The sequence below is a fragment of the Prosthecomicrobium pneumaticum genome (assembly GCF_014199915.1).
Classification (GTDB): domain Bacteria; phylum Pseudomonadota; class Alphaproteobacteria; order Rhizobiales; family Kaistiaceae; genus Prosthecomicrobium; species Prosthecomicrobium pneumaticum.
The window spans coordinates 1-22,237 of record NZ_JACHOO010000002.1; the positions used below are offsets into that span (position 1 = coordinate 1).

The window sequence follows — 22,237 nt, forward strand, 5'->3', positions numbered from 1 at the left end:
TGCCGGCACGCAGGCCGGCATGACGGGTGGAGGGGTCGGCTCGGGAAACCGACGGAAGCGCGCAGGAAGAAAGCCGGCCGGCCGGAACCCGGGAGGGTGACCGCCCCCCAAAGCACCCGTCACCCCGGCCTCCGTGCCGGGGTCCATAATCGTGCCGCCGGGCCGCCCGACCACCGCCGCCACCCTGAACACCCGTCATCCCGGGCGGAGCGGAGCGGAGACCCGGGACCCATCGCGCGGAGCAGCCGCCTCCCCCCGATCGACCTCTCCCTCCCCCCAAGGGGGGAAGCAGCGCCGTTCCCCCTCACGCCGCGGCGAACTTCATGAGCTTGATCGCCTCGAAGTCCTGCACCCCGCCGCCGACCCGCTTGGTGGTGTAGAAGAGCACGTAGGGCTTCGCCGAATAGGGGTCGCGCAGCACCCGCACGCCGGTCCGGTCGACCACCAGATAGCCGCGGCGGAAGTCGCCGAAGGCGACCGAGAACGAGCCGGCGGCGATGTCGGGCATGTCCTCCGCCTCGGCGACGGGAAAGTTGACGAGCGTCGCGGCGGCGCCGGGCGTCGACGGCGGCGCCCAGAGATAGGCGCCGTCCTCGTCCTTGAACTTGCGGATCGCGCCCTGCGTCTTGCGGTTCATGACGAAATGCGCGTTCTGCCGGTAGCCGGCCTTGAGCGCATAGACGAGGTCGATCAGCCGGTCGGACGGGTTCGCCGCCGCGAAGCCGCCCGTGACGCCGGTGGCGAGATAGCCGAGCTTGTCCCAGCTCCAGGCCGCATCGGCGACCGTGTCGTAGTCGAGGAAGCCGCGCGGCTTGTTCTCGCCGTCGCCGGCGACGAAGGCGGCCCCCTCCTGGAGGGCGAAGGCCGCCTCGACCTCGCCGGCGATCCACGCCTCGATGTCGACGGCGGCGTCGTCGAGCAGGCCCGGCGTCGCCGCCGGCATGGCGTAGAGTTCCATGGTCGGGAAATCGAGCGCGGCGAGGGTCGGCGACCCGGTCTGCGCCCGCGCCGCCGTCTCGCCGACCCAGCCGACCGCCGGCCCGGCCGTCATGAAGGGCTTGCGGTAGGTCGAGCCCGACACCTGGCGCACATCGGCGATCGCGCGGATCGGCGACAGCGCGGCGAGCCGCTTGCCGATCTCGCGCTCGATCTCCACGGGCACCAGATAGCCGCCGTCCGGCGCCGAGCCGACCGACAGCGCCTTCGCCTCGATCCGCCGCAGCCCGTCCTCGGCGCCGGAGCGGACATAGCCCTCGAACGCGGTCTTGCGCTCGGAGGCCGCCGCGGCGCCGCGCTCACCGGGGGCGAGCGGCGGCCGCCGCGCCTTGAGGCTCAGCTCGTCGAGCGTCCGGTCGATCCGGGCGAGCTTCTCCTCGGTGACGACGTCGGCGGCGAGCTTCTCCTCGATCTCGGCGAGCCGGGCATCATTGGTCTCCTTGAAGCTCTCGAAGGCGCGCATGAAGTCGTCGAAGGCGCCGGCGATCTCGTCCGCACCCTTCTGCTCGGGCGCACCCGTCCGTTCGGTCATGCTGATGTCCTTTCGGTGGAAGTCCGTTGAATCGAGAGAGGCAGGAGGCGGTTCGACGAGCCGCGCACCGGGGTGCGAGAAGGCGCCATCGAGGCCGCCCAAGGCCGAGACCGTCGGCGCCGGAGAGCACCATCGCCTCCCCGGAACACCCGTCACCCCGGCCTCCGTGCCGGGGTCCATCATCGTGCCGTCCGGCCGCCCGAGCACCGCCGCCACCCCGCGCACCCGTCATCCCGGGCGAGGCGAAGCCGAGACCCGGGATCCATCAAGCCGAGCATGCATCAGGGCGGCGCGGCCACGCCAACCGTCACGATTATGGATGCCGGCACGGAGGCCGGCATGACGGGTGGAGGGGGCCGTTCGAAAACCTTACACGGGTGCGAGAAGGCGCCATCGCGGCCGCCCAAGGCCGAGACCGTCGGCGCCGGAGATCCCCCTCGCCTCCCCGGAACACCCGTCACCCCGGCCTCCGTGCCGGGGTCCATACTCGTGCCGCCGGGCCGCCCGAGCACCGCCGCCACCCCGCGCACCCGTCATCCCGGGCGAGGCGAAGCCGAGATCCGGGACCCATCGCGCAAAGCAGCCGGCGCACCCCGGAGCGGCCCTTCTCCCTCCGCCCTCGTGGGGGAGGGTCGGGGTGGGGGATGAACGGGCCGCGGCAGAAGCCCGCCCCTCACGCCGTCCGGGGCGCGAGCCGGCGGGCGGCGCGGCGCAGGTCCGCGGCGAGGCCGGCATCGGCCTTCACAGCGGCGACGCGGGCCTCCGGCAGCATGGGGAAGGTGACGACCGAGATCTCCCACAGATCGATGGTGACGAGCCGGCGCGTGCCGGTTCCCCGGTCGCGCTCGGCCTTCACGGTGCGGAAGCCGATCGACAGCCCGTCGAGCGCGCCGGCCCGCATCAGCGCGCGCACCTCGCGCGCCTTCGCCACCTCGGCGGCGAGCCGGCCCTTGACGAACAGGCCGCGGGCATCCTCGTGGATGTCGAGCCAGGTGCCGATCGGCAGCGCCGGATCGTGCTGGAACAGCATGCGGATGCCGCCCGCCCCCTTCGCCGCAAGCGCGGCGCGGAAGGCGCCGGGCATGACGACGTCGCCCGACAGGTCGCGCCGGCCGAACAGCGTCGCATAGCCCGAAAACGTCCCCTCGACGTCGATCGCCGACAGATCGGCGCGCGCATCCTTCCGCTCGCCCGCGGCGAGCGCCGAACCCTTGTCCATGACTGCTCCGAACTGTGCGGGCCTTCGCCCGAAAAAGATCGATCGGCCGATGAAGGCCACCCCCCGAGCGGCCGGCCCACCCCCGATCGGCCCACTCCCTCCCCCTTGTGGGGGAGGGTCGGGGTGGGGGGTGAATACGCCGAGGCCGGCGGGGCGGCTCGCGGACACAGAGCGCCCTCACCTACCCGAGCACCCGTCACCCCGGCCTCCGTGCCGGGGTCCATAATCGTGCCGTCCGGCCGCCCGAGCATCGCCGCCACCCCGCGCACCCGTCATCCCGGGCGAGGCGTAGCCGAGACCCGGGACCCATCGCGCGGCGCCCGGGCTCGGTCCCATTGGGGCGGCCGTAGCGCGGCGTGATGGGTCCCGGCTTCCGCCGGGATGACGGATGGGGAGGACCGTTCTCACAGCACGCACGTCACGATTATGGACCCCGGCACGGAGGCCGGCATGACGGGTGGAGGGGATCGTTCAGAACCCGGTCGATCGCGTGCCCCCGAACGCCATCGAAGCCGCTCAAGGACGAGACCGTCAGAGCCCGAGAGCACCATCGGGCTCCGGAACACCCGTCACCCCGGCCTCCGTGCCGGGGTCCATAATCGGGACGCCGGGCCGCCCGAGCGCCACCGCCATCCCACACCGTCATCCCGGGCGAGGCGTAGCCGGGACCCGGAATCCATCGAGCGGCGCCCGGGCTGGGTCCCATTGGGGCGGCCGTCGCGCGACATGATGGGTCCCGGCTTCCGCCGGGATGACGATGGGGAGAACCGTTCTCACAGCACGCACGTCACGATTATGGATGCCGGCACGGAGGCCGGCATGACGGGTGGAGGGGATCGTCCAGAACCCGGTCGATCGCGTGCCCCCGAACGCCATCGAAGCCGCTCGAGGACGAGACCGTCAGAGCCCGAGAGCACCATCGGGCTCCGGAACACCCGTCACCCCGGCCTCCGTGCCGGGGTCCATCATCGTGCCACCGGGCCGCCCGAGCACCGCCGCCACCCCCCGCACCCGTCATCCCGGGCGAGGCGTAGCCGAGACCCGGGACCCATCGCGCAGAGCAGTCGGCGCACCCCGGAGCGGCCCGTTCTCCCTCCCCCACAAGGGGGGAGGGAAACCGCTCTCTCGTATCGCCGCCCGTCCAAGACCGCCGTCCAAGACCGCCCGTCCAGAACCGCCGATCCAGGGCCGCGCCGCCCCTCACCCCGCCCCGATCAGCCGGGCGATCAGGCCCGCGAAGTCGCGGAAGACCGGCCGGTGATCGGCCCGGTCGCGCTTCAGAATCCGGTTCACCCCCTGCCACATTCCCCTGCCTCCGGAGTCGGTTAGCGACGATCCCTGAAAAGCTGATTCAAGCGCGCGATCTCGGCGACGAAGTCGTTGAAGCGCCGGTTCGAGCGGATGAGCTCGCGCACCGCGACGAGGGCGAGGCCGCTCGCGCTCGAGGCCCAGAGGAAGAGCGCGAGATGGGCGAGGTCGCCGCGTCGCGCGAAGATCTCGGTGAGCGTCATGGTCCTGCCTCCTCGCCCCCGCCCCGATCCGAATGTCGCAAGAGCCTCAGCCGCGCGGCCCGTAGCCGACGGCGGCGCGCTTCTCGTCGTCCGACAGGAAGCCGGCGCGCTCGACCCGCCGCCACAGCGCCTCGCGCTCGGCCGACAGCGCCTCGATGCCGTCGGCGTCGAAGGCGAGCCGCAGCGCCCCGCCATAGGCGGGCGCCAGCCACTGGCCGAGCGCCGCCGCGGTGCGGCCGACGAGCGGCAGCACGGTCTGGCGCCAGAAGGCGCGGTTCGCCTCGGCATAGTTCGCATAGGTCGCGTCGCCCGGAATGCCGAGCAGCATCGGCGGCACGCCGAAGGCGAGCGCGATCTCGCGCGCCGCGCCGTTCTTCGCCTCCTGAAAGTCCATGTCGCGCGGGCTCATCGCCATCGCGGTCCAGTCGAGCCCGCCCTCGAGGAGCAGCGGCCGGCCGGCATTCGCCTGGCCCTGGAAGCCCGCCTCGAGCTCGGCCTTCAGCCGCTCGAACTGGTCGCGCGAGAGCGCCGCGCCGCCCTCGGCGCGATAGACGAGCGCGCCCGACGGCCGGGCCGAATTGTCGAGCAGCGCCTTGTTCCAGGCACCGGCGGCGTTGTGGATGTCGAGCGCGGTCGCCGCCGCCTCGATCGGCGCGAAGCCGTAATGATCGTCGAGCGGATGGAAGAGTGCGAGATGCAGGATCGGCTCCGGCACGCCCTCCATGGCGAAGCGCACGGTGCGCGCCCCGACCGTATAGTCGAACGCCTCCGGCCAGCCCTCCGGCCCGGCGACGACCTTCATCCGGTCGGGCCGCAGCGCGTGCAGTTCCGCCGGCCGGCCGTCGAGCGCCACCGCCTCGGCATAGGCGTTGCCGGCGACGAGCAGATGGCCATAGAGCGCCTCGAGGAACACCGCCCCGCTCTGTCGCCGGTTCGGCCGGGCGAGGAGGTCGAGCAGCGGATGCGCCGCCACCTCGTCCTCGCCGTCATAGAGGAGCAGCGGCACCGCGGCCGCGCTCTCGGCGACGAGCCGCACGGCGCGATAGACGACGGCGTTCTTGAGGAACCCCTCGCGCGCCAGCGCCGCGACGTCGCGCGCCGTCCACACCGCCCGGCCCTCGAAGCCGAACGCGACCAGCGGCGCGGTCGCCGAGGCTTTCCGCTCGCGCGCCGCGAACACCCGCCGCCAGAAAGGCTGCGCCATGCCATCCTCCGATTTTTCGCGAGGCCGCTACCGATCCCGCAGAGCAACCATCCCGCCCCGGTCGGCGCCCCTCCGACCCGGAGCGGCCCCTTCTCCCTCCCCCCTCGTGGGGGAGGGCCGGGGGTGGGGGGTGAATGGGCCGAAGCCAGCGGGGCGGCTCGCGGACGCAGAGCGCCCTCGCCTCCCCCAAAGCACCCGTCACCCCGGCCTCCGTGCCGGGGTCCATAATCGGGACGCCGGGCGAGCGCGCGACGCCGCCGCCCCGCACCGTCATCCCGGGCGAGGCGTAGCCGAGACCCGGGACCCATCGCGCAGCGCCCGGGCTCGGTCCGATCGGGGCGGCCGTCGCGCGGCGTGACGGGTCCCGGCTTCCGCCGGGATGACGGATGGGGAGGACCGTTCTCACAGCACGCACGTCACGATTATGGATGCCGGCACGGAGGCCGGCATGACGGGTGGAGAGGATCGTCCAGAACCCGGTCGATCGCGTGCCCCCGAACGCCATCGAAGCCGCCCAAGGACGAGACCGTCAGAGACCGAGAGCACCATCGGGCTCCGGAACACCCGTCACCCCGGCCTCCGTGCCGGGGTCCATAATCGTGCCACCGGGCCGCCCGAGCACCGCCGCCGCCCCCCGCACCCGTCGTCCCGGGCGAGGCGTAGCCGAGACCCGGGACTCATCGCGCAGCGCCCGGGCTCGGTCCGATCGGGGCGGCCGTAGCGCGGCGTGATGGGTCCCGGCTTCCGCCGGGATGACGGATGGGGAGAACCGTTCTCACAGCACGCACGTCACGATTATGGACCCCGGCACGGAGGCCGGCATGACGGGTGGAGGGGATCGTTCAGAACCCGGTCGATCGCGTGCCCCCGAACGCCATCGAAGCCGCTCAAGGACGAGACCGTCAGAGCCCGAGAGCACCATCGGGCTCCGGAACACCCGTCACCCCGGCCTCCGTGCCGGGGTCCATACTCGTGACGCCGGGCGAGCGCGCGACGCCGCCACCCCCTCTCCCGCCGGCGAAGTCGGCTGTTGCCGACTTCGCCTCTTCCCCACCCGGCTCGGCAACAGCCGAGCCGGGTGGGGAAGAGGGTAGGGTGAGGGCCTTCCCCTGCCCGGCCCGCAAAAACCGCCCCCTCACAAGACCCGCACCCGCGGCCCGCTTCCCGTGCGCAGCATCAGCACGGTGAGCGCCCAGACGAGCGCGTCGAGCCGGTCCGGCGAGCGGCCGTTCGACAGCCCGTCCGGGCCGAAATCGGCCATCTCGTCCTCGAGCGCGGCGAACCGGCCGGCGTGCCGCACCCGGCCCTGCGCATAGAGCGCGGCGACCGGTTCGGCGCGCAGATACTTGCCCCGCGTCGCGCGGACCGGCGTCACCGGCACGTCCGGATCGACATTGCCGATCACGCTCGCCACCATGTCGCCGCCCTGGTTCACCTCGGCGACGAGCGCATCGGCCGAGAGCGCGCGGTAGAGCCCGATCGCCGCCGCCGCCCAGCGGTCCGGCCGCGCTTCGGAGACGCTCGCATCGGCGAGCACATAGCCCGCCCCGCCGGCGGTGACGCCGCAGGCGACGATGCCGCAGGAATCCGCCCCGCGCCGGCCCGAGGCCGGCGGGTCGACGGCGACGACGATGCGGGCGAGCGGCGGCGCCCCGCCGACGCGCAGCGCCTCGATCGCCGCGCGCGAGAACAGCGCGTCCGCCCGGTCCTCGATCAGCTCGCCGTCGAGCTCCTGCCGGCCGAGCCGCGTCCCGGCATAACGGCCGACGACGCGCTCGAGGAAGCCCGGCGCCAGATGGGCGAGGTTCGCCCGCGTCGCGGCGCGGGTCACCGCGGTGCGCTCCATCGCGACGAGCTTCCTGACGAGCGGCGTCGCCCGCGGCGTCGTGGTGATCACCTGGCGCGGCAGCGATCCGAGCCGCAGGCCGAATTGCAGCATGTCGAAGCTCTCCTCCTGATGCCGCCATTTGCCGAGCTCGTCGGCCCAGGCGGCGTCGAATTGCGGCCCGCGCAAACTCTCCGGGTCCTCCGACGAGAACATCAGCGCCACCGCGCCGTTGTCCCATTCGAGCCGCCGGCGCGACGGCTGGAAGCGCGGCCGCGTCGCCGCCGGGGCGATCGCGAGCAGGCCCGACGGACCCTCGACCATCACCTCGCGGACATCGGCCATCGTCTCCCCGACGAGCGCGATCCGGCCGCACGGGCGCTCGGTCCAGCCCGGCCGGCCCTCGACGAGGGCGCGCACCCATTCGGCGCCGGCCCGCGTCTTGCCCGCGCCGCGGCCGCCGAGCATCAGCCAGGTCAGCCAGTCGCCCTCCGGCGGCAGCTGGTCGTCGCGCGCCCAGAAATCCCAGTCGGCGGCGAACCGCGCGAGCTCCGCCTCCGACAGCGCGGCGATCGCCGCCGCCGGGTCGCGGCCCTCAGCCGATGAGTTTCGAAAGGCGGTCCGCAATCTCCGCGCGGAGCCGGTCGCGATCGCCGGCGTCACCGCCCGCGCCTTCGGCAGTTCGATCATCCGGATCCCCCGCCGCGGCCTCGCCCGTCCGCCCGCCGCGGCGCGGCGCCTCGCGCGCCGCCCGGTCGAGCGCGATCAGCGTCTCGAAGGTCTTTGCGAGCGCGCCGAGCATCTTGACGCCCGGCTCGTCGAGCGCGGCGCCGGCGCCCTCGCCGAAGCGCGCCTCGAGGGCCGCGATCTGCCGCTCGAACGCGGTGATCATCCGCCTGACGATGCGCACCCGCCGCGTCTCGCGCCGCTGGCTCCTCGGCCGCACCGGCACGCTCCGTTCGGTCGCCCGCGTCACATGCACCCGCGCCGTCCGCCGCCAGCCCTTGGTGCGGGCGTGATAGCCGACGGTCGAATGCTGGATGCGGAAGCGGTCGGCGATGACATAGATCGACACGCCGTCGCGATAGAGCGTCTCCATCGCGGCGAGGTCGTCGCCCGAAAGCTTCCGCCGCGCCACCCCCTCCCCCATCCGCCCCTCCGCCTCCTGCCGCCCCGACACGCATCCGTATCTCTACCAGGGTTGAGGCCTGCACTGCCCGGTTGTAGCCTCACACGGTGGAGCCGTGGTGATCGACTGAACCCCGGGGGAAAACGTGAGATTGATTATAGCAGCAGCCGCCTTGCTGGCGTCCCTGAGCGCCGCGCATGCAGAGATGTCGGTTTCCTTCGAATGGGGACCGACCACCAAGTGCTTCGACGGCAAATCGCCGCCCATGAAGCTTCGGGGCGTGCCGGCGGGCACCAAGAAGCTCGACATCCGCATGACCGATCTGAATATGAGGACGTTCAACCACGGCGGTGGAAAGATCGCCTATTCCGGTGATTCTCTGCCCTACGGCGCATTCCGCTATCGTGGCCCCTGCCCTCCTTCGCCGCATATGTACGAGTTCACGGTGAAGGCGCTGGACGGCGGCGGAAAAGCCTTGGCCACGGCCACTGCCCGCAAACGCTTTCCGTAGGGCCAACGGCCTTCATGTACGGAAGGCCGGTTCAATCCACATGGCTGTCACCCCGGCGAGGCGAAGCCGGAACGCCCAAACAGCCGACTGAAACCCCGATCGGCCCTTCTCCCTCCCCCCGTGTGGGGGAGGGTCGGGGTGGGGGATGAATACATCGAGCCGAAGGCTCGCCGCCAGCCCGCACACCCGTCACCCCGGCCTCCGTGCCGGGGTCCATACCCCTGCCGCCGGGCGACGACACGCCGCCGCAGCCCCACACGGTCAGGAGCCCGCAGACGGGTGGGAAGGACCGTCCCCGGAACACCAACCCGCACGATTATGGATGCCGGCACAGAGGCCGGCATGACGGCTGGACGGGGCCGTTCGAGGCACGCGCCCCCCGACAATTCCAGGATCGGCCCTTCTCCCTCCCCCCGTGTGGGGGAGGGTCGGGGTGGGGGGTGAATACACCGAAGCCGAAGCCCGCCACCAATCCAGAACACCCGTCACCCCGGCCTCCGTGCCGGGGTCCATACCCGTGCCGCCGGGCGACGACGCGCCGCCGCAGCGCCACACGGTCAGGAGGCCCGCAGACGGGCGGGAAAGACCGTCCCGGACCGCCCAACCCGCACGATTATGGATGCCGGCACAGAGGCCGGCATGACGGGTGGTGGGGACTGTTCGAGGCACACGCCCCCCGACAATTCCAGGATCGGCCCTTCTCCCTCCCCCCGTGTGGGGGAGGGTGGGGGTGGGGGGTGAATGGGCCGAAGCCGGAGGCTCGCCACCAGCCCGCACGCCCGTCACCCCGGCCTCCGTGCCGGGGTCCATACCCGTGCCGCCGGGCGAAGACGCCTGCCACCGCCCCATACGGTCAGGAGGTCCGCAGACGGGTGGGAAGGACCGTCCCCGGAACACCAACCCGCACGATTATGGATGCCGGCACAGAGGCCGGCATGACGGGTGGTGGGGACTGTTCGAGGCACGCGCCCCCCGACAATTCCAGGATCGGCCCTTCTCCCTCCCCCCTTGTGGGGGAGGGTCGGGGTGGGGGGTGATTACGCCGAAGCCGAAGCCGGCATCACCTCCCCAGAGCACCCGTCACCCCGGCCTCCGTGCCGGGGTCCATACCCGTGCCGCCGGGCGACGACGCGCCGCCGCAGCGCCACACGGTCAGGAGCCCGCAGACGGGTGGGAAGGACCGTCCCCGGAACACCAACCCGCACGATTATGGATGCCGGCACAGAGGCCGGCATGACGGCTGGACGGGGCTGTTCGAAGACCTCACGCCCGACGACCGAGGATCGGCCCACTCCCTCCCCCCTTGTGGGGGAGGGTCGGGGTGGGGGGTGAATACACCGAAGCCGAAGCCGAAGCCGAAGCCGAAGCCGAAGCCGAAGCCGAAGCCGAAGCCGAAGCCCGCATCACCGCCGCCGCCGCCGCCGCCCGAAGCGCAACTATCCGACGATGCCACAACCCTACCGAAACACCGTCACGCAGTCAAGGTTTTTTTTCCTATCCTTTATCGTTGCAAACTGACACCCGATCTGCATCCATAGTTGCGGGACCCACGCATCCGGGGGACTATGAAAGGCGATTGGCAGGCTCACGACGCCTACTTCATCAAGTTGGGCGAACGAGGCATCTGGGAACAGGAGTGTATCGAAGGCGGCTATCTCCGGCTCGGCTATGGCGCGACGCCGCCGGAGCTCTGCGAACAGGGCCGCTGGGAGGAAGTCCGCGATGAGCTGACAAGGTTGCGCGGTGACCGCGGCGTCGGGACGCGCGACATGAACCAGATCCGGACGTTCTACGAAGCGAATGAAACGACACTCTTCGTCACATTCTGGCGGGACTCGCTCTGTTGGTGCCGGCCGGCTGGCCCGGTTTCGGTCCTGGGCGACCGGACCAAGACCCGTGGAACGGTGGATGGCTGGCACGACCGCAGTCTCGTTGGAACGCCGCTGACGCTTGCCGGGCAGCGGGACTCGATTGCCCGTGTCCGACACTTCAAGGGCACCATTTGCCGGATAAGGGCCTTCCAGGACCTTCTGGAGGCAATATCGGGACAACGAACCGTGCGATAACCTCCGTCATCCCCGCGAAGGCGGGGATCCATCAAGCAGGACACCATCGGTCATCGGCTGAATGGATCCCCGCCTTCGCGGGGATGACGATGAGGTGGCGTCGCAGTCCCTCCCCCGACCGCAATCACAAAGGCCGGCATGACGGCGAAGAAGGCTTGTCCTGAAGAAGGCTTGCCCTAATGTCGGCCGGCTTTCACCCCCTCGCCCAAGAGGAACCCCATGCCCCTCACCGGCGGATGCCAATGCGGCGCGATCCGGTTCGCCTGCGACGCGCCGCCGGAAAACGTCCATGTCTGCCATTGCCGGATGTGCCAGAAGGCGGTCGGCGGGCCGTTCGCGGTGATCAGCCCGGTCGAGAAGGTGCACTTCCGCGTGACGCGCGGCGCCTTCGCCTGGTTTGCGAGTTCGGCGCTGGCGCAGCGCGGCTATTGCCGCGACTGCGGCACGCCGATGATCTTCAACTATCCGGAGGCGCCCGACATCGGCGTTCTGGCCGGCTGTTTCGACGACCCGGAGGCCGTGCCGTCGGTCGTGCAATACGGCATCGAGAGCCGCCTCGCCTGGTACCAGCATCTCGCCGATCTGCCGGGCGATCGGCCGACCTATTCGGTCGACCCCAAGGGCTATCTCCCGCGCATCCGGGCGAGCAACCGCCAGCACCCCGACCACGACACCACCGAATGGCCGCCGGAGTCCCGGCCCACCGGTTGACGGTCCGGTCCGGCGGCGCCCGTCCCGCCGACGCGGCGCGCGCCGGCCGACGGCCCCATGCTCATCCCGCCGATCGCCGTCGACAGGCTCCTCTTCACCCGCCCCATCGGGGACGGGCAGCAGGTCGGCCGGCACAGCGGCGCCCGCGTCCTCTCGCCCGGCCGTCCGCCGGCACGTCGCGCGCCGCCGCCGCTCCGCCGGCGGTCAGCCGGTCGCCGCGACCCGCTCGGCGAGGGCGGCGACCGCGGCGCGGTCGGCGGGGGCGAGATGCGGCGTCGCCGCGGCGAGGGCGGCGGCGGAGACCGCGCGGGCCGGCGGGCCGAAGCCGGCTCCCTCCAGCCCGGCGAGCGCGGCGAGCGCCTTCTGCAGCCGGACGTGGACGGCGAAGCCGGCCGCGCCCGTGCGGGCGACGCCGCCGAACACGTCGTCGATCAGATCGGCCGTGGAGAGCGGCGGCACGGCGACGCGCGGATGCTCGATCTCCGCCCGGCCGCGTTCGGCGAGCCGCGACAGCACGCGCACCGCCCGCCCCAGCATGTCGACCACTGTGCCGGTGTCGTTGATCGCCGGCGACAGCGCCTTCTCCATCGTCTCGCTCATCACCACGAGGCCGAAGCGCGGATCGTGCGCGAAGGCGCGCGTCGGCTCGACGATGAAGCATTCGCGCAGCCGGGCGTCGAATGCGGCCGGCGCGAGCTTCTCCTCCTCCGGCTCGCCCGCCTGCCAGACGAAGGCGAGCGGCGCCCTGAGGTGCACGAAGCCGCCCGGCGAGGCGGCGAGCTGCACCGCGGCGCCGGCCCGCGCGGCGAGCGCGTCGAGCCCGGCGATGTCGACCCGCCGCACATAGCCGACGGCCTCGGCGAGCACCGGCCGCGCGCCGGCCGGCGGCGGCCCGTCGGCCGGGCGGCCGCCGAGAAAGGGCGCCTCGATCCGTTCCGCGAGCGCCTGCGCCGCCGCCGCCTCGATCCGGCCGTGCGTGTCGTCGCGCAGGCCGAAGCGGTTGAGGTGACCGATCCAGCGCAGCATCGCGATGACGATCAGCACGACGAGGGCGACGGTGGCGACGAACAGCACGAAGCGGCTGCGCTCGTCATAGAGGCCCGATTGCAGGCCGATGATGCCGACAAGGCTGAAGATGAACGCGCCGAGAAAGGTCGACAGCACCCGCTGGCTGGTGCCGTCGGCGGCGAGCAGGCCGGTCGCCCGCGGCGTGACGTTGCTCGCGGCACCGAAAAAGGCGGAGATCACCGTGCCGAGCGAGAAGGTCGTGACCGTCAGCATCGACGAAGCGAGGATGGTGAGCACCGAATCGACGGCGCCCGAGCCGAGCTCGATCGCCGCGCCCTGCGGCAGATAGGGGGCGGCGAAGCGGGCGACGAGCGCGACCGCGATGCCGATCACGGCATAGATCGCCGCAGTGAACCAGATCCGCTCGCGGACCGCCTCCAGCGCCGCCCACACCCTCGCCGTCATGTCCACGCCTCCTCCGGCCACCCCCCGACCCGCACGGGCGGGGGCGCGGCAGGCTGCCGCGCTTGCCGCCGCGGTCGATGCGGCGCGCCCGACGGCAACGCCTCAACTGCGCCATCGATCATCGCGAGCCTTGTCGATCGTGAACAGGCCCGCCGCGCAGGCCGGCCGGCCGTGTGGCCGCCATGACGGCGCGCCGCCCGAAGGACGGGCGGCCCGGCTAACCCTCGCGCGGCAGCACGATCCGCCGCAGCGCCGGCATCCGCAGCCAGAGCCCGAGCCAGGCGAGCCCGCCGATATAGACGCCGAACAGCGTGTGGGTCACGAGCGGACTGCCGATCCGCGCATGGGTGGCGACGGCGCCGCCGAGATAGGCCGTCAGCAGCACCGCACCGAGCACCGAGGTCCCCGGCCACCCATAGAGAGCGGTGATCGCGAGGAGGACGATGCCGAGCCCCCGCGCCGTCGCCACGTCGCCCGGCCAACCGAGCGCCGCCATGGTCTCGATCACCGGCCCGAACGGGACGAGCTTCGCTCCCCCGTCCATCACCAGAAAGGCGATGACGATGCCGGAGATCGTCCAGCCCGCCACGATCGTCCGCCGCGGCATCGCGGTGCCTCCCCCCGCGCTCATCGCGCCCCCTTGTGCTCGAAAGGCCGGACGCCGGCCCGTCGCCGCCGCTCAGAGCTCCAGAAACGCCTCGAACCCGCCATAGATCATCCGCGTCATGTCGAACGGCGTCGTTTCGGGTTCGAACTGGAAGCGCGGATCGGCCATCACCTTGGCGTTCACCGCGTCCCGCACGGCGCGGGATTCGTAGACGATCCAGGAAAAGATCACCGTCTCGTCCTCCTTCGCCTCGACGGCGCGCGGAAACGAGGTCCGCTCGCCATAGGGGACATCGTCGGCGACCGCCTCGACATAGGCGAGCGCGCCGTGCTCCTTCCACAGCGACCCGGCGAGGCGGGCGATCTCCTTATAGGCCTCGAGATTCGCCTTCGGCACGGCGAGCACGAACCCGTCGACATACGTCATGGTCTTTCTCCTCTCCTGAAACGTCGTCCGATCGGCCGGATCGATGGACCGGCGGGGCTCAGCCCCTCGCCGGCCCGTTCATCGCCCATTCGACGCCGAACGGGTCCTTCACCGTGGCAAAGCGGTCGCCCCAGAACATGTCGGCGGGCGGGCCGACCGAGGCGCAGCCGGCGGCGATGGCGCGCTCGTACCAGGCGTCGACATCCTCGACCATCAGGGTGAGCGTGTAGCCCTGCGCCGGCCTGAAGGGGTGGCCGTAGTCCGGATAGGGGTCCGACAGCATCAGCGAGGAACCGTTGACGTGCAGGTGGATGTGCATCGTCCGGCCCTTCTCGTCGGCCGGCATGGCGAAGGCGCGGAAGGCGGCGAAGGCGGTCTCGTAGAAGACCGCGGCCTTTTCGGCGCCGTCGAGCTGAAGATAGGGGACGAGCCCGTTGAGGGCGGGCGCCGGTCTCGGCGGGGCGGCGTGCTCGGCTTCGCGCGCTGCGGCTTCGGCGGTCATCGGTCTCTCCTCGTCCTTCCCCGATCGGGTTCGTTCGAAGGACGGTCGGCGGCCGCCCGTGCCGACAGGTGGCGTCGATCTTTTTCGTCGCTCACCCCGGCCCGGCGACGCGGTCGGCCATCAGCCGGTCGAGCTGCATGCGGATATGGGCCGCCTCGGCGGGGCTGTTGGCGAGCGCGATCGCCCGGCCGAAGGCCTCGCGCGCTTCGCCTGCGCGGCCGAGCTCGGAGAGCAGCGCCCCCTTGAGGCCGAAGAAATAGAAATAGCCGGCGAGCCGTTCGCCGAGCGGCTCGATCATCGCGAGCGCGGCCTCGGCCCCCTTCCGCTTGGCGACCGCCACCGCCCGGTTGAGGGTGACGACCGGCGAGGGCTGGATCCGCTCGAGCGTGCCGTAGAGGAGGTCGATCTCGGTCCAGTCGGTGGCCGCGGCGGTCGGCGCGCGGGCGTGCAGCGCGGCGATCGCCGCCTGGATCTGGTAGGGGCCGGGCCGGCGATGCCGCATCGCCTTGTCGACGAGGGCGAGCCCCTCGGCGATCATCGCCCGGTTCCACAGGCCGCGGTCCTGCTCCTCGAGCAGCACCACCTCGCCCGCGGCGTCGAATCGCGCCGGCCGGCGGGCGTGCTGCAGCAGCATCAGCGCGAGCAGGCCCATGATCTCCGGCTCGGCCGGGAAGAGCCGCAGCAGCAGCCGGGCGAGCCGGATGCCTTCCTCGGCGAGCGCGCCGCGCGCCTCCGCCCCGACGGCGGGGGCGGAATAGCCCTCGTTGAAGACGAGATACAGCATCGCCGCGACGGCCGCGAGCCGCTCGGCCCGCTCGACCGCGCCGGGCGCCTCGAAGGGCACGGCGGCGGCGGCGACCTTCGCCTTGGCGCGGGTGATGCGCTGCTCCATCGCGCTCTCGCCGACGAGGAAGGCGCGCGCGATCTGCCTCACCGAGAGGCCGGAGACGATCCTGAGCGCGAGCGCGATCTGCTGGGTCGCCGGCAGGTCCGGATGGCAGCAGATGAAGAGGAGCCGCAGCAGGTCGTCGCGATAATGCGCGCCGTCGAGCCGGTCGGCGATCTCCGCCTCGGCGTCGCCGAGATCGGAGATCTGGTCCTCCTCGGGCAGCGCCGTCTGCTTCGCCCGCCGCCGCACCTGGTCGATCGCGACATTGCGGCCGACGAAGATCAGCCACGCCGCGGGATCGCGCGGCGGGCCGTTGCGCGGCCAGGTGGCGAGCGCCCGGATGCACGCTTCCTGAAACGCCTCTTCGGCGAGGTCGAGGTCGCGGAAATAGCGCGTGAGCGCCCCCATGACCTGCGGCCGCGCGCCCGACAGCGCCGCGTCGATCCAGGCGAGCTCGCTCACCGCCGTCCCTCGCTTTCCATGAAATAGCCGACCGGCCGCACCTCGTGCGCGCCGCCCGGATTGGCGGCCGAGATCTCCTTCGCGAGCGCGATCGCCTCGTCGAGCGTCTCGCAATCGACGAGATAGAAGCCGAGCAGCTGTTCCTTCGTCTCGGCGAACGGGCCGTCGAGCACCAGCGGCGCGTCGCGGCCGTCGCTCCGCAGCGTCGTCGCCGCGGTGGTCGGCAGCAGCCGGGCGACCGGACCGAGCCGGCCTTCGCGCGCCGGCTTCTCGATCACGGCGGCGATCCGCGCCATCACGGCGTCGTCCTCCTCCTTGGTCCAGCAGCCGACCGCGTCCTCCGAGTGGTAGCACAGGATGGCGTAGAGCATTTTTCGCGGACTCCTCCGTCGCATCTAGGACGGGGGAGTATGCCGCGCTCCGACAGGCGGCGGCAAAAACTTCAGCGGGCCGCCGCGCCGAGCCGGCGCATCGCCGCGAGCCACCCCTCGACGCGGCCGCGGCTCGCCCCCTCCACCATGCCGAGGAGCGTCGTGCGCACCGGCGCGATGCCGACGAAGCGCAGGATGTTGCGCTCGAGCCCGCGGACGCCGTGCGCCATGTAAAAGAACCGGTAGAGCGCCGCCGGCATCCCCATCGTCACCACGATCCGCGCCGTGCGGCCGCTGAAGAGTTTCTTCGGCAGCGCCTTGTCGCGATAGGCGAAGGCGACGCCCGGCCGCATGATCTGCTCGAGAAAAGCCTTGAAGAGTGCCGGCATGGTGCCGAGCCAGAGCGGGAAGACGATGACGATGTGATCCGCCGCAAGGATCTTCTCGTGCGCCGGGACGAGCGCCTCGAGGAGCGGGCTGTGCTCGAACGCCTCCTTCGTGCGCAACAGCGGGAAGTCGAGCGCGGCGACCTCGATCCGGTCGACCCTGTGGCCCGCCTCCTCCGCGGCTGCGGCGTAAGCGTCGGCGAGCGCGTGACAGAGATGGCCACCCGCCGGGTCGGGGTGGCCCTGAACGACGAGCACCGACTTCGCCGCGGACGCAGAGGCGGCAGCGGGGCGGGCCGGGAGGGTCGACGCGGTCTTCGGCATCGGCGCATTCCTGAACGGAAAGCGCGATTCATCGCCCGCCGCGCCCGTGCCGTCCTTGATCTCGATCAGCCGGGCGCCGCTCGACCAGCCGGCCGGACCTCAGCGCGGCGGGCGCGGACCGGAAAGCCGCTCGACGAGTTCGGCGATCCGTCCCGCCCGCACGGGCGCCGACCGCGCGGCATCGAGGCGGCGGACGAGCGCGTGGCGCTCGGCCGGGTCGAGCGCCAGGAACGCCGCCTCGGCCTCCGGCCGCACGGCGAAGGCGGCGAGGAGATCGGCCGGCAGCGCCGGGCGGCGGGGCGCCGCCGCGACGGCGGCCTCCCAGCGCCCGTCGGCCTGCGCCGCCGCGACCGCCGCGAGGCCGGCGGGACGCATCCGGCCGGCGGCGATCAGCGCTTCGGCGCGGTTCCGGTCCTCCGCCGACCAGCGGCTCCGCGGGGTGCGCCGCGCCAGACGCTGCAGCCAGTGACGGTCGTCCTCCGGCGCCTTGCGGCCTTCCGCCCAGCCGAAGGTCGCCGCGATGTCGAGCGCCGCCTCGCGGCCGAGGCCACCCCCTCCGGCGGGATCACCTTTTTCGAAACGCAGCCAGAGGCCGCCGATCCGGTCGTGCTGCCGCTCGAGCCACGCCGTGAAGCCCTCGGCATCGGTGAAGCCGAGGACCGGCAGGCCCTCGCGCTCGTCGGGCCGCTCGCCCGGCCATTCGACGAGGTGGTTCTCGTAATCCTCGACCGCCATGCCGGCCTCGCTCACCGTCCGGCCGCGCACCGAAATGCCGGCGAGGTGGACCGTGTCGGGGTCGCCCGAGACGAGCGGGTGCCACCAATAGAGATCGCGCCCCTCGGCGACGAGCCGGTAGCCGCAGGTCGGCGGCAGCCAGGTGAGAGTGCGGGCCGCCTCGGCGTCGAGCGGGATGCAGTCGGGCACCCTCGTGGTGCGGTTCGGATAGTCCGAGCAGCGGCAGCTCGTCTCGTCGAGCAGGCTGCAGCGGACATTCGTCCAGTAGATCGCGCCGGTGTCCCAGTCCTCGAGCTTGTTGAGACAGCAGCGGGCGCAGCCGTCGCACAGCGATTCCCACTCCTGCGGGCTCATCTCGTCGAGCGTCAGGCGTCGCCAGAACGGCTCGGTCTCGCTTTCGCCGTTCTTCCTAGGCATGGGCATCGGACTTCGCTTATCCTCGGCCGCGCGGGCCAGCGCGGTCCTAACAGCTTTCCGCCGCTTTTTGAAACGGGTTAGGCCTCTGTTGCGTGCTTTCCTGAAACGGATCCTCGAGGCGGGGCGGCGGCTGACCGGCGGCAACGCCCGGCCCTCCGACGCCGCGAGCCCGCAGAGCGCGGAGCCGGCGGCACCGCGGCCCGGCAAGCCGTGGTTCCGGGGACCGTTGATCCGTCCGATCGAGATCGACGCCTGGCTCGATTCCTCTCTTTATCGGGTTCGCACCGGCCTCGTTCAAGGCATTGAGGCGGCCTCGCGCTTCGCCCGGCGCTTCCGCGTCTCCGGTCCCTTGCGCGCGCCGGTCGAACTTCTCGGCGATGCGCTCAGCCTCGGCGCGATCGGCTCGGTCGGCGTGCTCGCCCTCGCCATGCCGGCCTTCGAGGCGACCCGGACCGACTGGCTCGCCCAGTCCGACTATTCCGTCACCTTCCTCGACCGCTACGGCAACGAGATCGGCAAGCGCGGCATCCGCCTTTCCGACAATGTGCCGCTCGAGCAGATGCCGGACCAGCTGATCAAGGCGACGCTCGCCACCGAGGACCGCCGCTTCTTCACCCATTTCGGCATCGACCCGCTGGGGACGATCCGCGCGCTCGTTCAGAACCTGCAGGCCGACGGCGTCGTCCAGGGCGGCTCCTCGATCACCCAGCAGCTCGCCAAGAATCTCTTCCTGTCGAACGAGCGGACCTTCGAGCGCAAGATCAAGGAGGCCTTCCTCGCCGTCTGGCTCGAATGGAACCTGACGAAGCCCGAGATCCTCAAGCTCTATCTCGACCGCGCCTATATGGGCGGCGGCAATTTCGGCGCCGCGGCGGCGGCCGAGTTCTATTTCGGCAAGTCGGTCCGCGACCTCACCCTCGCCGAATCGGCGATGCTCGCCGGTCTCTACAAGGCGCCGGCGCGCTATGCGCCGCACGTCAACCTGCCGGCGGCGCGCGCCCGCGCCAACGAGGTGCTGACCAATCTCGTCCAGGCCGGCTTCATGACCGAGGGCCAGGTGATGAGCGCCCGCCGGCACCCGGCGACGGCGATCCGCGCCACCGAGGGCGCCTCGCCCGACTTCTTCCTCGACTGGGCCTTTGACGAGGTGAAGAAGGTGGTGAAGAGCGGCGACCGGCCGCTGATCGTCAAGACGACGATCGACATGAACCTGCAAGGCGCGGCCGAAGAGGCGGTGCTGTCGTCGCTGCGCGAATCCGGCGAGCGCTTCCGCGTCAAGCAGGGCGCGATGGTCGCCGCCGATCCCGACGGCGCGGTGCGCGCGATGGTCGGCGGCCGCGATTACGGCGAGAGCCAGTTCAACCGCGCGGTGGCCGCGCTCCGCCAGCCCGGCTCGTCCTTCAAGCCCTTCGTCTATGCGACCGCGATGATGAACGGCTACACGCCGAAATCCGTCGTGCTCGACGCGCCGATCTCGATCGGCAACTGGTCGCCGCAGAATTACGGGCGGTCCTATTCGGGCAACATCACGCTGACGACCGCGCTCGTCAAATCGATCAACACCGTGCCCGTCCGCCTCGCGCAGGCGCTCGGCCGCGACAAGATCATCGAGACGGCGCACCGCATGGGCATCACCTCGGAGCTCAAGATCACGCGCGCCCTGCCGCTCGGCGTCGCCGAGGTCTCGGTGCTCGACATGACGGGGGCCTATGCGGCCTTTGCGAATGGCGGGCTGCGGGCGAAGCCCTATCCCTTCACCCAGATCGTGACGAGCGACGGCAAGGTCCTCTACGACCATGCCCGCGACGAGCCGCCGCCCGCCCGCGTGCTGACCGAGGAGGCCGCGGCCGCGATGAACTCGATCCTCGTTCAGGTGCCGGAATGGGGCACCGGCCGTCAGGCGAAGCTCGACGGCATCCGCACCGCCGGCAAGACCGGCACGACGAATGCCTATCGCGACGCCTGGTTCGTCGGTTTCACCGGCAATTACGTCGCCGGCGTCTGGTTCGGCAATGACGACTTCACCTCGTCGGACAAGCTGACCGGCGGCGCGCTGCCGGCCGCGACCTGGAAGAAGTTCATGACCTACGCCCATAGCGGCATCGAGCTGAAGCCGATTCCCTATATCGAGGGCGGCCCGACCGATGGGGAGCGGCCCGAAGTGCCGGTGGCGATCGCCGGGGGAGCGCGGCCGCTGACGCTCTCGGCCGCCACGGCGCGCCGGCTCGGCGAGATCGAGCGCCTGCTCGAGGCCGCCCCGCCGCTCACCCCGGCCGCCGGGGCCCCGCCGCGCGAGGCGTCCGCGCAGCCGCCCGCCCTCGTCGCCGGCGGCCCGGACACCCCGGCCTCGCCGTGATGCACCGCGCGTCCGCGGCCCGCCGAAAACCCGCGCCGCCCTTTCCGTCCCGCCGCGAAATGCTCTAAGCACGTCGCGGCCCTTTTCGAGCGGAAGCGACCGTGCGCCACCCCTTTCGATTCCTCGTCGATCTGACGGTCGGGCTCGCGATCGCCTGTCTCGTCGGCTTCGGTTCGGCCGCGCTCGTGCTCGACCGGGACCGCCCCTTCGGCGCGGTGACGGCGGGCGCCTGGTCGGCCTGGCCGGCCTCCGGCAGCCCGGACGCCGACCCCTACACCAAGGCGATGCAGGCCCGTTCCGGCGAGGTGCCGCTCGGCGCCGGCGAGGGGCTCATCTTCATCGCGGAGGCGGACGATGCGGGCACCCCGCTGTCCGGCCGCTGCAGCTACCGGATCGTCGGCCAGACGCCGGCGGCGCGGCTGTGGACCCTCACCGCCTATGACGCCGAGGGCCATCTGATGGACAACGCGGTGCGGCGCACGAGCTTCCACTCGCGCGAGATCCTGAGGGAGGCGGACGGCCGCTTCGTGATCGCGATCGGCCCCGAGGCGGAGCCGGGCAACTGGCTGCCGGTCGCGACCGGCGGCAGCTTCCGACTGCTCCTGCGGCTCTACGATACCCCCGTCGGCTCGGGATCGGACGTGCGCGATCTCGTCATGCCGCGGATCGAACGGGGGGAATGCCGATGATGCGGACCCTCGTCTACGCGCTCGGCGGCCTGCTGCTCGGCGGCATCATCCACGTCGTCGTGGTGTTGCTGGTGCCCGATTTCGCCAATCGCGACGCCTGGACCTCGATGGGCCGGTTCGGCACGGACGGCGATTTCCACCTCCTGCCGATGTCGGAGCCGGGCACCGAACCGCTCCCCTATCTCGATCCCGACATGGCCTTCGCGGTCTGCCGCTTCTCCCTCGCCGAGCGGCCGATCCGCATTCACGCCGCGCTGCCGGCGGAGTTCTGGTCGGCGGCGATCTATGACCGCCGTGGCCGCAGCGTCTACAGCCTCAACGACCGCTCGGCCGGCGAAGGCGGCTTCGACATGGTGCTCGCCACCTCGGTGCAGATGGCGCGGATGCGGGAGAACCCGGTCGACGCCCTCGAGACGACGATCGTCATCGAACTGCCGGTCGATCGCGGCTTCGTGCTCTTGCGCAGCTTCGTCGCCGACCCGACGCTGCTGCCAGAGACGGAAGCCGCCCTCGCTGCGGCGCGATGCTCCGATCCGGTGCCGGCGACGCGCACCTCCGCCGCCGCTCCCACGGCGGCCGGTGGCGGAGGCAACTGAAGACGCCGCTCAGACGAGCCGGCCGCCCGCGGGCTTGGCGCCCGGCGCCGCGCCGCGCGGCGGCAGGACGCCCCCCGCGCGCTCGACCCGCACGCCCGGAAAAATCACGATCTCGCAAGGGCCGCGACCGGCACGGCCGCTCCGCACGGGCCGCCGGCCGGGGACGAAGGCCACGACATTCTCGGTCAGCACATCGCTCATGGGACCTCCAGCGAGGCCCGCCGGCCGGATCGACGCCCATGCCGGGCGGACGCTCTCAGCTTCCACGAAACCCATTACCGCGGCACAAGGTTAACAGTC

21 protein-coding genes and 1 pseudogene are annotated in these 22,237 nt (G+C 71.8%); 6 read left to right on the top strand and 16 right to left on the bottom strand.

The window, feature by feature from the left end; all coding sequences use genetic code 11:
- Positions 1–304 precede the first annotated feature (304 nt).
- From GGQ63_RS03650 to GGQ63_RS03675, 6 genes are all read right to left on the bottom strand, one after another.
- Positions 305–1,528: a phage major capsid protein gene (locus tag GGQ63_RS03650; RefSeq protein ID WP_183852668.1), complete on the bottom strand. Its 1,224-nt coding sequence runs from the start codon at positions 1,526–1,528 to the stop codon at positions 305–307.
- 673 nt (positions 1,529–2,201) lie between these two features.
- Entirely contained in the window at positions 2,202–2,747 is a 546-nt protein-coding gene (locus tag GGQ63_RS03655) for an HK97 family phage prohead protease (protein WP_183852670.1), read from the bottom strand.
- A 1,325-nt stretch (positions 2,748–4,072) separates the two neighbouring features.
- Positions 4,073–4,258 (bottom strand): hypothetical protein, encoded by a 186-nt coding sequence (locus GGQ63_RS03660; RefSeq protein ID WP_183852672.1) that lies wholly within the window; start codon positions 4,256–4,258, stop codon positions 4,073–4,075.
- Between the two features lie 46 nt (positions 4,259–4,304).
- Positions 4,305–5,462 carry a phage portal protein gene (locus GGQ63_RS03665; RefSeq protein ID WP_183852674.1) on the bottom strand — a complete coding sequence of 386 codons (1,158 nt, stop codon included), beginning with the start codon at positions 5,460–5,462 and terminating at the stop codon, positions 4,305–4,307.
- Positions 5,463–6,597: 1,135 nt separating this feature from the next.
- A complete protein-coding gene (locus GGQ63_RS03670; RefSeq protein WP_183852676.1) occupies positions 6,598–7,977 on the bottom strand; it encodes a DNA-packaging protein in 1,380 nt (459 codons plus the stop codon).
- Positions 7,883–8,437, bottom strand: a complete 555-nt coding sequence (locus GGQ63_RS03675; protein WP_183852678.1) for a hypothetical protein — start codon at positions 8,435–8,437, stop codon at positions 7,883–7,885. The genes GGQ63_RS03670 and GGQ63_RS03675 overlap by 95 nt, the downstream gene beginning before the upstream one ends.
- A gap of 151 nt (positions 8,438–8,588) precedes the next feature.
- Between GGQ63_RS03675 and GGQ63_RS03680 the strand changes: the two genes are divergently transcribed.
- From GGQ63_RS03680 to GGQ63_RS03690, 3 genes are all read left to right on the top strand, one after another.
- Positions 8,589–8,927: a YbhB/YbcL family Raf kinase inhibitor-like protein gene (locus GGQ63_RS03680; protein WP_246429607.1), complete on the top strand. Its 339-nt coding sequence runs from the start codon at positions 8,589–8,591 to the stop codon at positions 8,925–8,927.
- Between the two features lie 1,565 nt (positions 8,928–10,492).
- On the top strand, positions 10,493–10,993 hold the full coding sequence (locus GGQ63_RS03685) for a hypothetical protein (RefSeq protein WP_183852680.1): 501 nt from the start codon (positions 10,493–10,495) through the stop codon (positions 10,991–10,993).
- A 219-nt stretch (positions 10,994–11,212) separates the two neighbouring features.
- Positions 11,213–11,704, top strand: a complete 492-nt coding sequence (locus GGQ63_RS03690; protein ID WP_183852682.1) for a GFA family protein — start codon at positions 11,213–11,215, stop codon at positions 11,702–11,704.
- Between the two features lie 204 nt (positions 11,705–11,908).
- On the opposite strand, the gene GGQ63_RS03695 is transcribed toward GGQ63_RS03690, so the two are convergent.
- The 9 genes and pseudogenes from GGQ63_RS03695 to GGQ63_RS21940 all read right to left on the bottom strand — a co-directional run.
- On the bottom strand, positions 11,909–13,177 hold the full coding sequence (locus GGQ63_RS03695) for a DUF2254 domain-containing protein (RefSeq protein WP_183852684.1): 1,269 nt from the start codon (positions 13,175–13,177) through the stop codon (positions 11,909–11,911).
- 217 nt (positions 13,178–13,394) lie between these two features.
- Positions 13,395–13,808, bottom strand: a complete 414-nt coding sequence (locus GGQ63_RS03700) for a DoxX family protein (RefSeq protein WP_183852686.1) — start codon at positions 13,806–13,808, stop codon at positions 13,395–13,397.
- A 48-nt stretch (positions 13,809–13,856) separates the two neighbouring features.
- Entirely contained in the window at positions 13,857–14,210 is a 354-nt protein-coding gene (locus GGQ63_RS03705; RefSeq protein WP_183852688.1) for a DUF1428 domain-containing protein, read from the bottom strand.
- 58 nt (positions 14,211–14,268) lie between these two features.
- Positions 14,269–14,712, bottom strand: a complete 444-nt coding sequence (locus GGQ63_RS03710; protein WP_183852690.1) for a VOC family protein — start codon at positions 14,710–14,712, stop codon at positions 14,269–14,271.
- 91 nt (positions 14,713–14,803) lie between these two features.
- The gene (locus tag GGQ63_RS03715; protein ID WP_183852693.1) at positions 14,804–16,063 is read right to left on the bottom strand and encodes a sigma-70 family RNA polymerase sigma factor; all 1,260 of its coding nucleotides are present in this window, start codon (positions 16,061–16,063) and stop codon (positions 14,804–14,806) included.
- Positions 16,060–16,434, bottom strand: a complete 375-nt coding sequence (locus GGQ63_RS03720) for a YciI family protein (protein ID WP_183852695.1) — start codon at positions 16,432–16,434, stop codon at positions 16,060–16,062. The genes GGQ63_RS03715 and GGQ63_RS03720 overlap by 4 nt, the downstream gene beginning before the upstream one ends.
- A gap of 71 nt (positions 16,435–16,505) precedes the next feature.
- The gene (locus tag GGQ63_RS03725; protein ID WP_183852697.1) at positions 16,506–17,144 is read right to left on the bottom strand and encodes an NAD(P)H-dependent oxidoreductase; all 639 of its coding nucleotides are present in this window, start codon (positions 17,142–17,144) and stop codon (positions 16,506–16,508) included.
- 99 nt (positions 17,145–17,243) lie between these two features.
- Positions 17,244–17,519, bottom strand: a complete 276-nt coding sequence (locus tag GGQ63_RS21935) for a YdeI/OmpD-associated family protein (protein WP_246429640.1) — start codon at positions 17,517–17,519, stop codon at positions 17,244–17,246.
- Positions 17,520–17,831: 312 nt separating this feature from the next.
- Positions 17,832–18,296, bottom strand: a pseudogene (locus tag GGQ63_RS21940) (YcgN family cysteine cluster protein); the annotation flags it as partial.
- A 226-nt stretch (positions 18,297–18,522) separates the two neighbouring features.
- On the opposite strand from GGQ63_RS21940, the gene GGQ63_RS03735 reads away from it, so the two are divergent.
- From GGQ63_RS03735 to GGQ63_RS03745, 3 genes are all read left to right on the top strand, one after another.
- Positions 18,523–20,652 carry a transglycosylase domain-containing protein gene (locus GGQ63_RS03735; protein WP_246429641.1) on the top strand — a complete coding sequence of 710 codons (2,130 nt, stop codon included), beginning with the start codon at positions 18,523–18,525 and terminating at the stop codon, positions 20,650–20,652.
- A gap of 101 nt (positions 20,653–20,753) precedes the next feature.
- Positions 20,754–21,341, top strand: coding sequence for a DUF1214 domain-containing protein (locus tag GGQ63_RS03740; RefSeq protein ID WP_183852704.1), 588 nt, complete (start codon positions 20,754–20,756; stop codon positions 21,339–21,341).
- Positions 21,338–21,937 carry a DUF1254 domain-containing protein gene (locus tag GGQ63_RS03745; protein WP_183852706.1) on the top strand — a complete coding sequence of 200 codons (600 nt, stop codon included), beginning with the start codon at positions 21,338–21,340 and terminating at the stop codon, positions 21,935–21,937. Before GGQ63_RS03740 ends, GGQ63_RS03745 begins: the two co-directional genes overlap by 4 nt.
- 9 nt (positions 21,938–21,946) lie before the next feature.
- Here GGQ63_RS03745 and GGQ63_RS03750 read toward each other — a convergent pair whose 3' ends face one another.
- Entirely contained in the window at positions 21,947–22,138 is a 192-nt protein-coding gene (locus tag GGQ63_RS03750; RefSeq protein ID WP_183852707.1) for a hypothetical protein, read from the bottom strand.
- Positions 22,139–22,237: the final 99 nt, after the last annotated feature.